Source organism: Streptomyces sp. NBC_01497, assembly GCF_036250695.1.
GTDB lineage: Bacteria > Actinomycetota > Actinomycetes > Streptomycetales > Streptomycetaceae > Streptomyces.
The window spans coordinates 7,089,425-7,103,664 of record NZ_CP109427.1; the positions used below are offsets into that span (position 1 = coordinate 7,089,425).

The 14,240-nt window shown below is 72.0% G+C and carries 15 protein-coding genes; 6 read left to right on the forward strand and 9 right to left on the reverse strand.

All coding sequences use genetic code 11. The annotated features are described in order from the left end of the window. Positions 1-200 precede the first annotated feature (200 nt). Positions 201-854, reverse strand: coding sequence for a response regulator transcription factor (locus OG310_RS30030; protein WP_329458964.1), 654 nt, complete (start codon positions 852-854; stop codon positions 201-203). A gap of 29 nt (positions 855-883) precedes the next feature. Next, positions 884-2,089 carry a sensor histidine kinase gene (locus tag OG310_RS30035; RefSeq protein WP_329458965.1) on the reverse strand — a complete coding sequence of 402 codons (1,206 nt, stop codon included), beginning with the start codon at positions 2,087-2,089 and terminating at the stop codon, positions 884-886. 106 nt (positions 2,090-2,195) lie between these two features. On the opposite strand from OG310_RS30035, the gene OG310_RS30040 reads away from it, so the two are divergent. Genes OG310_RS30040 through OG310_RS30050 form a run of 3 tightly spaced genes read left to right on the forward strand, consistent with a single transcriptional unit; the run spans position 2,196 to position 4,390 of the window. Continuing rightward, complete coding sequence (locus OG310_RS30040) at positions 2,196-3,128, forward strand: ABC transporter ATP-binding protein (RefSeq protein ID WP_329458966.1); 933 nt, start codon at positions 2,196-2,198, stop codon at positions 3,126-3,128. 3 nt (positions 3,129-3,131) lie between these two features. Continuing rightward, a complete protein-coding gene (locus OG310_RS30045) occupies positions 3,132-3,884 on the forward strand; it encodes an ABC transporter permease (RefSeq protein ID WP_329458967.1) in 753 nt (250 codons plus the stop codon). Positions 3,885-3,940: 56 nt separating this feature from the next. Continuing rightward, entirely contained in the window at positions 3,941-4,390 is a 450-nt protein-coding gene (locus OG310_RS30050; protein ID WP_329458968.1) for a hypothetical protein, read from the forward strand. A gap of 422 nt (positions 4,391-4,812) precedes the next feature. On the opposite strand, the gene mug is transcribed toward OG310_RS30050, so the two are convergent. The 5 genes from mug to OG310_RS30075 all read right to left on the reverse strand — a co-directional run bounded on the left by mug (position 4,813) and on the right by OG310_RS30075 (position 10,358). Beyond that, positions 4,813-5,415 (reverse strand): G/U mismatch-specific DNA glycosylase, encoded by a 603-nt coding sequence (gene mug, locus OG310_RS30055; RefSeq protein WP_329458969.1) that lies wholly within the window; start codon positions 5,413-5,415, stop codon positions 4,813-4,815. 5 nt (positions 5,416-5,420) lie between these two features. After that, positions 5,421-6,860 carry an adenylosuccinate lyase gene (purB, locus tag OG310_RS30060; protein ID WP_329458970.1) on the reverse strand — a complete coding sequence of 480 codons (1,440 nt, stop codon included), beginning with the start codon at positions 6,858-6,860 and terminating at the stop codon, positions 5,421-5,423. Positions 6,861-7,032: 172 nt separating this feature from the next. Next, positions 7,033-7,806, reverse strand: coding sequence for an SGNH/GDSL hydrolase family protein (locus OG310_RS30065; protein WP_329460464.1), 774 nt, complete (start codon positions 7,804-7,806; stop codon positions 7,033-7,035). A 33-nt stretch (positions 7,807-7,839) separates the two neighbouring features. Further along, positions 7,840-8,853, reverse strand: a complete 1,014-nt coding sequence (locus OG310_RS30070; protein ID WP_329458971.1) for a hemolysin family protein — start codon at positions 8,851-8,853, stop codon at positions 7,840-7,842. Then, a complete protein-coding gene (locus tag OG310_RS30075) occupies positions 8,850-10,358 on the reverse strand; it encodes a hemolysin family protein (protein WP_329458972.1) in 1,509 nt (502 codons plus the stop codon). The genes OG310_RS30070 and OG310_RS30075 overlap by 4 nt, the downstream gene beginning before the upstream one ends. Before the next feature lie 606 nt (positions 10,359-10,964). Here OG310_RS30075 and OG310_RS30080 point away from each other — a divergent pair. The 3 genes from OG310_RS30080 to OG310_RS30090 all read left to right on the forward strand — a co-directional run bounded on the left by OG310_RS30080 (position 10,965) and on the right by OG310_RS30090 (position 12,861). Next, the gene (locus tag OG310_RS30080; RefSeq protein ID WP_329458973.1) at positions 10,965-12,032 is read left to right on the forward strand and encodes a PP2C family protein-serine/threonine phosphatase; all 1,068 of its coding nucleotides are present in this window, start codon (positions 10,965-10,967) and stop codon (positions 12,030-12,032) included. Positions 12,033-12,265: 233 nt separating this feature from the next. Beyond that, positions 12,266-12,493: a toxin-antitoxin system HicB family antitoxin gene (locus OG310_RS30085; protein WP_329458974.1), complete on the forward strand. Its 228-nt coding sequence runs from the start codon at positions 12,266-12,268 to the stop codon at positions 12,491-12,493. After that, positions 12,490-12,861 (forward strand): fic family toxin-antitoxin system, toxin component, encoded by a 372-nt coding sequence (locus tag OG310_RS30090; protein WP_329458975.1) that lies wholly within the window; start codon positions 12,490-12,492, stop codon positions 12,859-12,861. Before OG310_RS30085 ends, OG310_RS30090 begins: the two co-directional genes overlap by 4 nt. Before the next feature lie 174 nt (positions 12,862-13,035). Here OG310_RS30090 and OG310_RS30095 read toward each other — a convergent pair whose 3' ends face one another. Next, the gene (locus OG310_RS30095) at positions 13,036-13,380 is read right to left on the reverse strand and encodes a VOC family protein (protein WP_329458976.1); all 345 of its coding nucleotides are present in this window, start codon (positions 13,378-13,380) and stop codon (positions 13,036-13,038) included. 122 nt (positions 13,381-13,502) lie between these two features. Beyond that, positions 13,503-14,240 carry a dethiobiotin synthase gene (bioD, locus tag OG310_RS30100; protein WP_329458977.1) on the reverse strand — a complete coding sequence of 246 codons (738 nt, stop codon included), beginning with the start codon at positions 14,238-14,240 and terminating at the stop codon, positions 13,503-13,505.

The following is a 14,240-nucleotide window of genomic DNA, read 5'->3' on the forward strand; positions in this document are numbered from 1 at the left end:
GCGTGGACCCGGTGCACGGCGGGCGGTTCCGGGTTGACTGTTGCGAACGGCCCAACGGCCCAAGGCCCAACGGCCCAACGGCCGAACGGCAAAACAGCCGGGCGGCTCCTCGCCGGTCCGCCGCAGTCCGAGACGGCCCACCGCCGACATCCCCCGCATACGCGGGCGGGGCCACCCGGGCGGGGAACATGGGAGCACCCTCAGTTCGGCGCCACGAAGCCGGACTCGTACGCCGCGATGACCGCCTGCGTGCGATCCCGTGCTCCCAACTTGGCCAGCACACCGCTGACATGAGACTTCACCGTCTCCGGGGAGACTACGAGCCGCGCCGCGATCTCGGCGTTCGTCAGTCCCCTCGCCATCAGCCGGAGCACCTCCGACTCGCGATCCGTCAGCCCCGCCCTCTCCAGGCCCTTGCGCGCCTGCGCGTTGCCGTACTCCGCCGCCAACGAGCGGAGCGCGGCGGGAAAGAGCAGCGAGTCGCCCGCGGCGATCAGCCGTACAGCGTTCACGATCTCGGCGGGCCTCGCGCGCTTGAGCAGGAAGCCGTCCGCACCGGCACGCAGCGCCTCGTACACGTACTCGTCGTTCTCGAACGTCGTGATCACCAGGATCTTCGGTGGGTCCTCCGGGAACGCGCGCAGCACCGCGCGGGTCGCGTCGATCCCGTCCAGCAGCGGCATCCGTACATCCATCGCCACCACGTCCGGGCGCAGTCGGCGCACGAGGGGAACCACCGAGGCGCCGTCGGCGGCCTCGCCGACCACGTCGATGTCGGGCTGCGCCTCCAGTAACACCCGAAGCCCCGCACGGACCAACGGCTCGTCATCGACGAGGAGAACACTGACTGGCATACGGCCAGGCTATCGGCGAGCGACGACACTCACCGGAATCCGTCGAGCGGCAGGCGCGCGCTCACCCGCCACTCCCCGTCACGGGGGCCCGCCACCGCCTCCCCGCCGAGCAGCGCGGCCCGCTCCTCCATCCCGCGCAACCCTCCGCCCCCGCCCCCGGCCGGGCCCCTGTCCGCGCCCGGCGCCGCCCCCGCGACGGCGGGCAGCGGATTGCTCACCCGCAGGTCGAGCGAGCACTCCGTCACATCGATGTGCACGCGCACCGGCACGGGGCCCGAATGGCGCAGCACGTTGGTCAACGCCTCCTGCAGGATGCGGTAACCCTCGCGGGAAAACGCCCCCGGCACCTGCTCCACCGGCCCCGACACCTTCACCTCCACCGCGGCCCCCGAGGCACGCGCCGAGTCCAGCAGACGGTCGGCGTCCGCCAGTGTCGGGCGCCGTGAGACGCCCTGGGGCGCTTCCCGCAGGACCAGGAGCACGCGTTCCAGGTCCTGGAGGGCGACCCGGCCGGTCTCCTCGATCGCGGCGAGCGCGCGGTCCGTGAACGCCGCGTCGCCGGCTGTCCGCGCCGCGCCCGCCTGGACCACGGCCAGGGTCAGCGCGTGTCCTATCGAGTCGTGCAGTTCGTGGGCGATGCGTGTGCGCTCCAGCAACTGTTCCGTACGTGCCTCCAGGGAGGCGACCCGCTCGCCCCGCGACGGACCGAGGAGACGCCGCGCGACATACGCCTCCAGTGAGCCGACGCCGACCGACGAGGCGACGGCCGCCGCCAGGAACAGAACGGAGCACGGCCCCCACCACCAATGCGGGCTCAGACCGGACATGAGCACGAGGTCCCCGGGGGTGCCGCCGATCGCCCCGGCCATCAGGGCGACCGCGATCATCGGCAGGTACACGAACGTCACGAGGAAGAGCAGCGACATCAGCAGGCGGGCCTGCAGCCACAGAGCAGTGCGCCAGCGGTCCGTCCAGGTCGCGGCCGGGGCCACCGACACGGCCTGCGCATGGCCCGCCCGCTCGTGCGGTTCCAGCAGCAACTGCGCCTGGAGCGCCTCGGCGTGGCGCATCCAGCGCAGCAGCCCGAACGGCACGAGCGCGAGGGCGGGCATCCACAGCCCGCCCAGCCCCGGCACGATGTACGACCACACGGCGAAGAACGCCATCGGCACGGCCAGGTGCAGCCAGCGCGTGAACGTCACCGGGCTGGCCAGAGGGCGCAGGAATCGGACCATGCGGTCATCGTGCCAGCGCGCGCTCCCCGGCGATTCCCCCGTGCGGGGGAGAAGGACCGCTCTCGCGGGGGAGGGGGGCGAGCCGGCGCGAGGCCACAGTGGAGCCATGACCAGCATCGACGTGCACGATCTCAGCAAGGTGTACGGCCGGACCCACGCCGTGGACGGCCTCACGTTCAGCGTGCGCCCGGGTCGGGTCACCGGGTTCCTCGGCCCCAACGGCGCCGGCAAGTCCACGACCATGCGTCTCGTGCTCGGCCTCGACCGACCCTCGTCCGGCACCGCGACGGTGGGCGGCCGGCCCTACGCCGGGTACGCGCAGCCGATGCGGGAAGTGGGCGCCATGCTCGACGCGGGAGCCGTCCACGGCTCCCGCACCGCGCGCAACCACCTTCGCGCGCTCGCGGCGAGCAATGGCATCGCCGAGCGCCGGGTGGAGGAGGTGCTGGAGCAAGCGGGCATCGCGAGCGTCGCGGGCCGCCGGATCAGGACGTTCTCGCTGGGGATGCGGCAGCGGCTCGGCGTGGCGGCGGCTCTGCTCGGTGACCCGGCGGTGCTGATGCTGGACGAGCCGTCCAACGGCCTGGACCCCGAAGGCATCGTCTGGATCAGGGGACTGCTGCGCGGCCTTGCGGGGGAAGGTCGCACGGTCCTCGTGTCGAGCCATCTGATGAGCGAGACCTCCGTGCTCGCGGACCATCTCGTGGTGCTCGGAAGGGGCAGGCTCCTCGCGGACGTCTCCTTGCGGGAGTTCGTTGCCGCGCGGGGCGGACCCAGGGTCAGGTTGCGCACCACCGACGACACCCGGTTGAGGAGCCTCCTGCGGGACCAGGGCCTCAGCGCCGTACGGGAGGAGGACGGGCGCTGGATCGTGGAGGGTGCGCCCCTCGCCGAACTCGGGGCCCTCGCCGCGGGCGAGGCCATCCCCCTTCTCGAACTGTCCGACGACGCCGCCACGCTGGAGCAGGCGTACCTGGACCTCACCGCGGAGGCGACCGAGTACGCGTCGGCGGCTCCTCATCAGCCCCGAGGGGTATGAACCATGACACTGTCCACCGCTGCCCATGCCGAATGGATCAAGATCCGCTCGACCCGTTCCCTGGTCTGGTCCCTGATCGTCGTCCTCGCCAGCACGGCGGGCGTGACGGCCCAGACGTGTGCCACGCTCGGGACGAGTCTCAAGGAGCCCGGCTTCGATCCGCTGTTCTCCTCCTACAGCGGCCTCAACTTCGGCCAGCTCGCGGCAAGCGTGTTCGCCGCGCTCGCGGTGGCCGGCGAATACCGGAGCGGAGCCATCCATACCTCCCTCGTGGCGGTGCCGCGACGTGGGATGTTCTACAGCGCGAAGCTCGGCGTGGTCGCCGGGCTCGCGCTCCTTGTCGGGCTGATCACCAGCCTGGCGTCGTTCCTTGCCGGGCAGGCATTCATCAGACACGAGAACGGCGCCCTCGCGTTGGGCCTCGGCGACCCGGGAGCGTTGCGCGCGGTGTTCGGCTGCGCCGTGTACTTCGCACTCGTCGCCGTGTTCTCCGCCGGGCTCGCCGCGCTGCTGCGGAGCGTTGTAGGAGCACTGTGCGTGCTCGTGCCGCTGTACCTGCTCGTCCCGTTCATCTTCTCGCAGACGGCGGACGGACCGGCGGTGGCGGACTTCCTGCCCGATCACGCCGGCCGGCAGATCCTGCTCCAGGATCCGACGGGCCCAGGCGGGGCGTGGGGCGGCACGGCGATACTCGCGGCGTGGTCGGCGGCAGCGGCCCTCGCGGGATGGCTGGCCCTCAGAAGCAGAGACGCATGACACCTCGGTGCTGACGGGAGGCCGACGTTGTCGGCGGGGGCGGGTTTACTGGAGGCATGACCTTCAGTGTCCCAGCCGCCGATCGCGCCGCCGCCGTCGAGCAGTTGCGCACACGCGCCTTTCCCGCCCGTCCGGAAAGGGCGGGAGCGGTTCTGAGCGGACCTGCCTACCACTGGGCGGATCTGGCCAGAACACCAGTGTGGGACGGGGACATTGCCGACAGAGAGGATGAAAAGGGCCGTCAAGAGCTTGCGTGCTGCGCGCTCGTGGAGACGCTCACACGGATGTGGGGGAGCGCGCCGCAGACGTTCAGTCTCATGAGCCTGTTGCTGCGGGAGGCCGGGGGCGAGGAACTGCCCGAGCCATGGGATCTGCTAGGCAGAGGAGTGCCGGAGCTCAATCTGTGGCGGGTGGACGGACGCTGGATAGCGATAGGCGTATCGGGTCAGCAGGAGGATCACGAGCGAACGCTTGTCGTGGTCGTCACCGTGACCGATCCGCCCTGAGTATCGGGTTCGGCCGAGTGCATCAGGTCGCGCCGACCGCCTGATCTGCCGGCTCGCCGTCCGTCCACGTCCGCAGCTCCCTGAGCGGCGCGATGCGGAGCGAGCGGGCGCGCACGGGGATCGGAGCGGCCCCGCACCACCGCTCGGGAAGCCGCATCACCTTGCATCACCGCATCACCGCATCGCCGAGACCCGCCACGCAACCGAACGGAACCGACGCGTCAGAAGTGAACCGACGCGCCCGAACTGAACCCGTCCACCTGACGCAAGCGAACCTGACGCAAGCGAATCGACCCCACGTACCCGACCCGCCCGAGGCGCTCGGTTCCCGATATGTCGACTGGTCGGCACAGTCCGACGGGACGGGACGGGACGGGAGATACGCGGCAAGGGCGAAGCGGCGACGCGGCAGGCCCGACGCGTCAGTGGGGGCCGTGCGTGTTCGCGCCGGTCTCGGTCTCCGTCGCGACACGGAGCCGGGCGAACTCCTCGGCCATGGCCCCCACCGTCCAACGGGCGTTCAGGCCGCTCGGGTTGGGGAGGGCCCAGATGCCGGTCCCGGCGATGGTCCGCTCTTGCCGGCCGATCTGTGCCCCCTTGTCGTGGAAGGCGGTGCGGTAGGCCGTGATGCCCGCGACGGCGAGCCAACGGGGCTTCAGCCGCTCGACCCTGGCCTGCAGCGACACGCCGCCGTCGCGCAGCTCCTGGTCGGTGAGCTCGTCCGCCCGCGCCGACGCCCGTGGGACCACGTTCGTGATGCCGAGACCGTAGGTGAGTAGATCGTCCTGCTCGTCGGGGCGCAGCAGGCGTGATGTGAAACCGGACAGGTGCAGCACCGGCCAGAAACGGTTGCCGGGCCGCGCGAAGTGCCGGCCGAGAGCGGCCGACAGCAGTCCCGGGTTGATGCCGCAGAACAGCACCCGGAGGCCTGGCGCCGCCACGTCGGGGACGAGGCGGTCGCGCGCGGCATCGAGTTCCGCGGGGGTGACGCGGGGTGCGTACGGGGAGCGGGGCGGGCGGGCCATCCGGGTCAGAGGATCGAGCCCGGCGTGTACGCGGCGGCGTCCGGGTGCTGCTTCACGATCTCCTCGATCCGCGCGACGACCGTGGCGATCTGGGCCTCGGCGGCGCCGGTGAACGACAGCTTGTCCGCCATCAGGGCGTCCAGTCCCGCCCGGTCGAGCGGCATCCGGTCATCGGCCGCGAGGCGGTCGAGGAGTTCGTTGCGCCCGGCGCCCTGCTCGCGCATCGCCAGCGCCGACGCCACGGCGTGTTCCTTGATGACCTCGTGCGCGGCCTCCCGGCCGACCCCCGCGCGTACGGCCGCCATCAGGACCTTGGTCGTGGCCAGGAAGGGCAGGTAGCGGTCGAGTTCCCGTGCCACCACGGCGGGGAACGCGCCGAACTCGTCCAAGACCGTCAGGAAGGTCTCCAGCAGACCGTCGAACGCGAAGAACGCGTCCGGCAGCGCCACCCGGCGTACCACGGAGCAGGACACGTCGCCCTCGTTCCACTGGTCGCCCGCCAGTTCGCCGGTCATGGACGCGTAGCCGCGCAGGATGACCATCAGGCCGTTGACGCGCTCGCAGGAGCGGGTGTTCATCTTGTGCGGCATCGCGGACGAGCCGACCTGCCCCGGCTTGAAGCCCTCGGTGACCAGCTCGTGCCCCGCCATCAGGCGGATCGTCTTCGCCAGCGAGGAGGGCGCGGCGGCCAGCTGGACCAGTGCCGAGACGACGTCGTAGTCGAGGGAGCGGGGGTAGACCTGACCGACCGAGGTGAACTCGCGGGCGAAGCCGAGGTGCCCGGCGATCCTGCGCTCCAGGTCCGCCAGCTTCGCCGCGTCCCCGCCCAGCAGGTCCAGCATGTCCTGGGACGTACCCACCGGGCCCTTGACGCCGCGCAGGGGGTAGCGCTCCAGGAGGTTCTCCAGCCGCCCGTACGCGACCAGCAGTTCGTCCGCGGTGGTGGCGAAGCGCTTGCCGAGGGTGATGGTCTGCGCCGCCACGTTGTGGGAGCGGCCTGCCATGACCAGCTCGGCGTGTTCGGAGGCGAGCGTGCCGAGCCGGGACAGCACCGCGACCGTACGGTCCCGCATCAGCTCCAGCGAGACCCGGATCTGCAGCTGTTCGACGTTCTCCGTGAGGTCGCGCGAGGTCATGCCCTTGTGGATCTGCTCGTGCCCGGCGAGGGCGTTGAACTCCTCGATCCGCGCCTTCACATCGTGCCGGGTGACCTTCTCCCGCTCGGCGATCGACGTCAGGTCGACCTCGTCGAGCACCCGCTCGTAGTCCGCCACCGCCGACGCGGGGACCTCGATGCCGAGGTCCTGCTGCGCCCGCAGCACGGCGAGCCACAGCTGTCGCTCCAGCTTGACCTTGTGCTCGGGGGACCAGACGACGGCCAGCTGCGTGGAGGCGTAGCGGCCGGCAAGGACATTGGGGATGCGTGGCTTCGCGGAGACTGTCACATTGACGATTTTACTGTCACGTCCGCGCGACTCCTGCCCCCGGCCTCGCCCGGCCGTGGGGTGGGGCGTGGCGGGGGGAGCGCGTCGCCCCGGAGGTGCCGCACCGGGCCCGTACCGAGGGCGCGCCGGGGCCGCACCGGGCCCGTACCGGGGGCACATCGGGACGACCGGATCAGGACGGTTCGTACGGCAGCAGTTCGGGGCGCTTGGGCGGCAGCCCGTCGCCCGACGAGCGGCCGGTCGCGCGGCGGACGATCCACGGCCAGAGGTATTCCTTCGCGAAGCGGAGGTCACTGCCGCGCCGCAGCAGCCATCGCGGCGGTACGTGCGGCGGCAGGGCGGCCCGCCAGTCGTGCTGCGCCTCGTTGCCGAGCGCCTCCCACACGGCCTCGGCGATGCGCTGGTGCCCCTCGGCCGTGGGATGGAGCCGGTCCACGCCCCAGAGCCGCTGGTCGGCGAGGACCGGCGACTCGTACAGGTCCACGACGAGCGCGCCGTGCCGTGCCGCCAAGCCGTCGATGTGTTCGAACAGCTCCTCCATCCGGGGACGCACCCGCTCCATCACGGGGCCGTTGCGGCCGGGGCTGCGCATCAGGACGAGCTGCCCGCAGGCCGGGCTCAGCCGCTCGACCGCCTCGTCGAGCAGGCCTTGCACCCGTCCCATGTCGACCTTGGGGCGCAGGACGTCGTTGAGCCCGCCGACCAGGGTGATCAGGTCGGGTGTCATCGCGGCGGCCGCTTCCACCTGCTCGTCGACGATCTGGCCGATCAGTTTGCCGCGCACCGCGAGGTTCGCGTAACGGAACCCGGGCGTCCGGGTGGCGAAGCGTGCCGCCAGCAGATCCGCCCAGCCGCGGTAGGAGCCGTCGGGCAGCTGGTCGGCCATGCCCTCCGTGAAGGAGTCCCCGACCGCCACAAAGCTCGTGTACTCGTCCATCGTCTCCATGACGCGCATGATCCTACCGTGCGGTAGCAACCGTCAGGCGTGCCGCCCGACCAGTTCCCGCAACACGTCCTCCATGGTGACGAGGCCCTCCAGCTTGCCGTCCTCGTCGAGCACCGCCGCCAGATGGGTGCGGCTGCGGCGCAGCGCCGTCAGCACGTCGTCCATCGGCGTCGAGTCGCTGACACGGGCGATCTGCCGCATGTCGGCGACGGCGAACGGCCGGTCGCGGTCGACCGCGTCCAGCGCGTCCTTCACATGCAGGTACCCGAGGATCCGCCGGGACGAGTCCACGACGGGGAACCGCGAGAAGCCCGAGTCCGCGGACAGCCGCTCCAGTTCGTCCGGGCTCACCCCGAGGTGCGCGGAGACCACACGCTCCAGGGGCAGCACCACGTCCCGCACCGGGCGCCTGCCGAGTTCCAGAGCGTCGTGCAGCCGTTCGGACGAGCGGTCGTCGAGCAGTCCGGCATGGCTGGTCTCGGTGACCAGGCGGCCCAGTTCGTCGTCCGAGAAGGCGGCGGCGACCTCGCTCTTCGTGTCGACCCGGAGCATCCGCAGCAGGAGGTTGGCGAAGGCGTTGATCGTGAAGATGACGGGCTTCAGCGCGCGGGCGAGTCCCACGAGCGGTGGCCCGAGCAGCCGCGCGGTCCGTGCCGGTTCCGCGAGGGCGACGTTCTTGGGCACCATCTCGCCGAGCAGCATGTGCAGGTAAGTCGCCACGACGAGTGAGATCACGAACGAGAGGGTGTGTCCGGCGCCGCTCGGCAGCCCCACCGCGTGGAAGAGGGGCTCCAGGATGTGCTCGATCGCGGGCTCGGCGACGATGCCGAGTACCAGCGTGCACAGGGTGATGCCGAGCTGCGCGGCGGCGAGCAGCGCCGAGACGTGTTCGAGCCCCCAGATCACGCTGCGGGCGCGCTTGTCGCCCTCCTCGGCCAGCGGCTCGATCTGGCTGCGGCGCACGGACACGAGGGAGAACTCGGCCCCGACGAAGAAAGCGTTCACGACGATGGTCAGCAGGCCGATGATCAGCTGCACGGCGGTCATGCCCCGGTCCCCTCTCCGGCGCCGGTACCGGAGCCGTCGCCCGGGTCTGTCCCGCCGTCCCGTTGGACCCCGCGGCCACGAGAGTCCCCGCCGTCGGGTGAGTCTTCGCCATCGCGAGAGTTCCCGCCGCCACGGCGGCGGTGACCACGACCGTCGCGTCCGCTCCCGTCGCCGTCGCCGTCGCCGTCGCCGGGATCCGGCCGCGGGGCCCGCAGGGTCACCCGGGCCGCCCTCCTGCCGCGTGCGTCCGACACCTCCACGCGCCACCCGTCCCCGGTATCGACCGTGTCGCCCTCGGCGGGGATGCGTCCGAGCTCGGCGGCGACGAACCCGGCGAGTGTCTCGTACGGCCCTTCCGGCACGCGCAGTCCGATGGTCGCCAGCTGGTCGGCTCGTACGGCACCGTCCACGGACCACAGCGCGCGCCCCGCCGCGTCCTGGCCGACCCGGGCCAGGTCGGGGGTCTCGTGCGGGTCGTGTTCGTCGCGCACCTCGCCGACGACCTCTTCGACGATGTCCTCCAGCGTCACCACACCGGCCGTCCCGCCGTACTCGTCGATGACCACGGCCATCGTGCGGCGGCCGGTCAGGCGGTCGAGCAGCCGGTCGACGGTCAGGGTCTCCGGCACGAGCAGGGGTTCGCGCATGAGGGAGGTGACCGAGCGGCGGGGCCGTTCCTCGGCGGGCACCGCGACCACGTCCTTGATGTGAACCGTGCCGACGACGGTGTCCAGCCCGCCGCGGTGGACGGGGAACCGGGACAGCCCGGTGGCCCGGGTGGCGTTCGCGACGTCCTCGGCGGTGGCCTGCACCTCCAGCGCGACCACCTGGACGCGCGGTGTCATGACGTTCTCCGCCGTCAGCTCCGCCAGGCTGAGGGTCCTCACGAACAGTTCGGCCGTGTCCGGCTCCAGCGCGCCCTCCTTCACGGAGTGCCGGGCGAGCGCCACCAGCTCCTGCGGGGAGCGCGCGGAGGCCAGTTCCTCGGTGGGTTCAAGGCCGAGGCGCCGCACGGTGCGGTTGGCCATGCTGTTGAGGTGGCTGATGAAGGGCCTGAAGACTCTCGTGAAGTACGACTGCGGCGTCGCGACCACCTTGGCCATGGCGACGGGGGAGGAGATCGCCCAGTTCTTCGGCACCAGTTCGCCGACGACCATCAGGAAGACGGTCGACAGGGCCGTGCCGATCACCAGGGCGACCGAGGAGGAGGTCGACGCGGACAGGCCCGTGGCCTCGACCGGACCGCGGATGAGCCGGGAGACGGACGGCTCGGCGAGCATGCCGACGACCAGGTTGGTCACGGTGATGCCCAGTTGGGCGCCGGAGAGCTGGAAGGTCAGGCTGCGCACGGCGCGCAGTGCGCCGGCCGCACCGCGTTCGCCGCGTTCCGCGGCCCGCTCCAGATCGCTGCGCTCCACGGTGGTCAGGGAGAACTCCGCCGCGACGAAGCCGCCGCAGAGCAGGGAGAGCAGTACCGCCACGGCGAGCAGGAGGATCTCGATCATCGGTTCACCTCCGTCCCATGATCGGTCAGGGGGCGGCGGAGCGCTCGATGCCGCTCCGTCCGCGCGCGCGGGGACCGCTGACTGCTACGGGGAGGCTCGCCCATGGGCGGACGCTCACACCTTCCGGTGATCGGGGCCTGACGGCACGGGGGACGGGGCGGTACGACGACCGAACGAGCTGATCGTATGACCTGGGACGGATGCCCCTTCATGGCAAAGGAACAGCAAAGTGCGGTCCGCTGTCGGTCGGCGGGGCGGCCTCGGCTCCACCGGTCGCGAACCCGAAGGCGGCGGCCCGGGTGCCGGGGACCCGTGCGCCGGAGGCGGGGGCGGTTGGTGGATGCCCGCCCCACCATGACGTTGCCTGCCCGCCCATGGTGACACTGAGTGAGGTCGCGAGCCGAGTTCGGGAACGTAGACTCGTCACATGTTCGCCGTGCGACCGGTTCGCCCCCAGGGCCCCGCGCACCGGAGAGCGGTGATCCGCACCCGGTGAGCAGGGACCCGCGCGTCTCGGCGCGCCCCGCCTCCGGGCCCCGGCGCCGCGGGGGCCCGGCGGGTCGGCCGTGGTGGTCCTTCCTCACTCACAGCTACGGTCCGCTCGTCGTGGCACTCGCGATGCTCGCGGCGATCCTGGCCGCGGGGTACGCGCTGCCGACGTCCCAGCACCTCGGCTCCCTCATGGTCATCGTCCCCGCGACGACAGCGGCACTCGCCGGTACGCGGATGACGGCGCTGATCGCCGTCCTCTCCTGCCTCTGCGCCCTCGCGCTGGACGCGTACGACGGCCTGCTCAACAGCTCCATCTTCGCGGTGCACCTGCTGGCGATCCTCCTCGTCTCCGGCTTCGTGATCGCTTTCCGCGGCCTCCGGGAGAAGAGCAGCAGAGAACTCTCCGCGGTGCGCACGGTCTCCGAGACGGTCCAGCGGGTCCTGCTGCGCCCTCTGCCGCCGCGGGTCGGCAACGTGCGGATCGCCGCCGTCTATCACGCCTCGCACCCGCACGCCCTGGTCGGCGGCGATCTGTACGCGGCGGCCAGGAGCGCCGACGGGCTGCGCGTCGTCATCGGGGACGTCAAGGGCAAGGGGCTGCCCGCGGTGGACGACGCGGCGGCGCTGCTCGGCGCGTTCCGGGGGGCGCCGCACAAGGCGCTCTCGCTCCAGCAGCTCGTGGCGGACCTGGAGGGCAGCATGCGGACGCATTTCGAGGGGTCGTCGCTCACCGACGGCGACGCGGCCGAACGCTTCATCACGATGCTGGTGCTGGAGATCCCCGACGGGGAGGGTGTCATCAGCATGATCAACTGCGGTCATCCGCCGCCCTACCTGATCGCCCCGGAGGGCGCGAGGCTCGTTCCTCCGGAGCGGCCGTCGCCCCCGATCGGCCTCAACAGCGTCGAGGCAGAGGACTATTCGGTCGACACGTTCCCCCTCCAGGCGGACGGCACGGTCCTTCTCTACACCGACGGGGCCTACGAGGCCCGTGACCCGGAGGGCCGCTTCTACGACCTGGGCGCCCGGGTCGCCACCTGGCCGGCGGGGGAGTCGGACGACCTGCTCCAGTACGTGCTGGACGGCCTCACCGATCACGTGGGCGGCGAGATGCGCCTCGACGACGACGTCGCCCTGGTGGCGCTTACCTGTGACCCGGCCGATGCGAGCGTCGAGCCCTGATCCTCTCGGACCCGGGATCGCGGAGCGCTGGCGGCCGTATCGCCGCACCAGGCGCCCTCTGGTCCCGGCTCCGGCCGGGCGTTCGGTTTCCGTGGCGCCGCACCGGGCTCCCTCTCGTCCCGCGTCCGGCCCGGGCCCTCGGGTTCCGGGGCGCCGCTGCTCCCCCGAGGTGCGTGATGTCCGAGCCACCGCCGGACTTGTCGGCGCTAGCAGGTGCGCGCTAGCGTAGTGGTGTGGCCAAGACCCAGTTGAACGTCAGGGTGGACGAGTCCACCGCCGAGGCCGCCAGACGGCAGGCCTCACAGCGTGGTGTCAGCGTGAACCGGTACATAGAGGAACTGGTCCAGCGGGACACAGGTGAGGCGGGCAGGGCGTTCGTCGAGTCCGCCGCCGACTTCATGAAGCAGTACGAATCCGTATTCGTCGAGGAGTTCGGCGCGGAACGCGAAGGCAAGCGTTGACCCTGAAGATCGATCTTCCCTGGTTGCTGATGGTCGCCGAACACCACACACCTGGTGACCCGCATGTGGCGGATTACGGCGCGCTGGTCGCCGCCGTGAGTCGGCACGACGCGGAGATATTCGGTGTGCCGGTCTACAGCGACCCGTGCTCGCGGGCTGCCTCGCTGCTCCAGCTGCTCCTGCACGTCCCGGCGCTGGAGCGGTCCAACGCGATGTTCGCGTCGGCGGTCGCATACGGCTACCTCGTCGCCGACGGGCAGAAGGTCGTGACCTCCCCCGAGGGGGTACGGGACCTGGCGAAGCTGGTCAGGGACGGCACGGCGGACATGCCCGCCATCGTGGAGGAGCTGCGCGGCTGGTGCCTCTGAGCGCGTCGGCGGGGCGGTCCGCCGACGCGCTCAGCAGCGCGCCACGGGCCGGTGGAGCGGCGAGGACCGGCGCCCCGCCGGGCGGGGAGAAGGGCGGGACGGGCGCCCTGCCGGCTGGCCGGGCCGCGCGCGGCGGGCTCCCTGTCGGGCGCATGGCGGGAGCCGGGAGTCCCGTCAGCCACTGACGAAGCAGAACTCGTTGCCCTCGGGGTCCTGCAGGACCTGGAACCGCCCGTAGGTGTCGCTCACCGGTTCGCCGAGAGCCACCGCGCCGAGCGCGACGGCCTCCGCGGTCGCGGCCGGGATGTCGCCCGCCGCGAAGTCCAGATGCAGCCGGTTCTTGACGGCCTTCGGTTCCGGCACCCGCTGGAAGGCGAGCCGCGGCAGGTCCGGCGGATCGACGTAGGACCAGTGCGGTTCGCGATCCACGGGCTCCGCCCCCAGCAGGGCGCCCCAGAACCGGGCGAGCGTCGCGGGGTCGGCACAGTCGAAGACGATCTCGTCGAGTCGGGCGCGCATGCGGCCAGTCTACGAGGCGTCCGGCGGTGCGGGGGAGCATCCGGCGGCGCCGGGGCATCCGCCCGCGCCGCCGAGTGGGCCCCGCTCGCACCCACCGCCTCCTCGGAGCCCGCCGTTTCCCCTCAGGGGCGGCGCGGCCCGCCCGGCGGCGCGTACCGGGCGCCGAACGCGTCCGCGTCGAAGTCGCCGCCCAGCGCCGGGGCCAGCCAACGGCCCGCCGCCGCACGGAAGTCCGCCGGGCCGAGCGCGCCCGCGCCGTGCGGCACCGCGCCGAGCAGCGGCACTCCCGCGACCTCCGGGAGGTCCGCCAGGTTGCACCGCTCGGCCAGGTCCGGCGCGGCGGGCCAGCTGCCGATGACCGTACCGAGCGCACTGACGCCCCGGTGCCGCAGCGCCTCGGCCGTGAGCGCCGTGGTGTTGAGCGTGCCGAGTCCGGCGCGTACGACCACCAGGACCGGGGCGTCGATGAGCCGCGCCGCGTCGGCGACCGTGCCGCCCTCGTCGTCGAACCGTACGAGCAGTCCGCCCGCGCCCTCGACGAGCACCAGGTCGTGCTCCGCGGCGAGCTTCTCCGCGGCCTCCGCGACGTCGGCGGGTCGCACCGGCGCCATCCCGGCCCGCCGCGCGGCGGTCCCGGGTGCCAACGGCTCAGGGAAGCGCCCCAGTTCCACCGTCGTGACCACTCCCGCGAGCCGCCCGGCCAGCGCGACGTCGCCCTCCTCGCCGGGGGCCAGCCCGGTCTGCGCAGGCTTGAGCAGGGCGACAGAACGCCCCGCCGCCACCGCGGTCGCCGCGACGGCCGCCGTCACCATCGTCTTGCCGATCTCCGTGTCCGTACCGGAGACCACCACTACCGGCAT

Coding starts and splice junctions, on each gene's coding strand:
- OG310_RS30070 (WP_329458971.1), bottom strand. CDS start 8,853: ATGACCGCCGTGCAGCTGATCATCGGCCTGCTGACCATCGTCGTGAAC.
- bioD (WP_329458977.1), bottom strand. CDS start 14,240: ATGCCGGTAGTGGTGGTCTCCGGTACGGACACGGAGATCGGCAAGACG.
- OG310_RS30035 (WP_329458965.1), bottom strand. CDS start 2,089: ATGGTCCGATTCCTGCGCCCTCTGGCCAGCCCGGTGACGTTCACGCGC.
- OG310_RS30050 (WP_329458968.1), top strand. CDS start 3,941: ATGACCTTCAGTGTCCCAGCCGCCGATCGCGCCGCCGCCGTCGAGCAG.
- OG310_RS30065 (WP_329460464.1), bottom strand. CDS start 7,806: ATGGAGACGATGGACGAGTACACGAGCTTTGTGGCGGTCGGGGACTCC.
- OG310_RS30040 (WP_329458966.1), top strand. CDS start 2,196: ATGACCAGCATCGACGTGCACGATCTCAGCAAGGTGTACGGCCGGACC.
- OG310_RS30045 (WP_329458967.1), top strand. CDS start 3,132: ATGACACTGTCCACCGCTGCCCATGCCGAATGGATCAAGATCCGCTCG.
- mug (WP_329458969.1), bottom strand. CDS start 5,415: ATGGCCCGCCCGCCCCGCTCCCCGTACGCACCCCGCGTCACCCCCGCG.
- OG310_RS30095 (WP_329458976.1), bottom strand. CDS start 13,380: ATGCGCGCCCGACTCGACGAGATCGTCTTCGACTGTGCCGACCCCGCG.
- OG310_RS30030 (WP_329458964.1), bottom strand. CDS start 854: ATGCCAGTCAGTGTTCTCCTCGTCGATGACGAGCCGTTGGTCCGTGCG.
- OG310_RS30075 (WP_329458972.1), bottom strand. CDS start 10,358: ATGATCGAGATCCTCCTGCTCGCCGTGGCGGTACTGCTCTCCCTGCTC.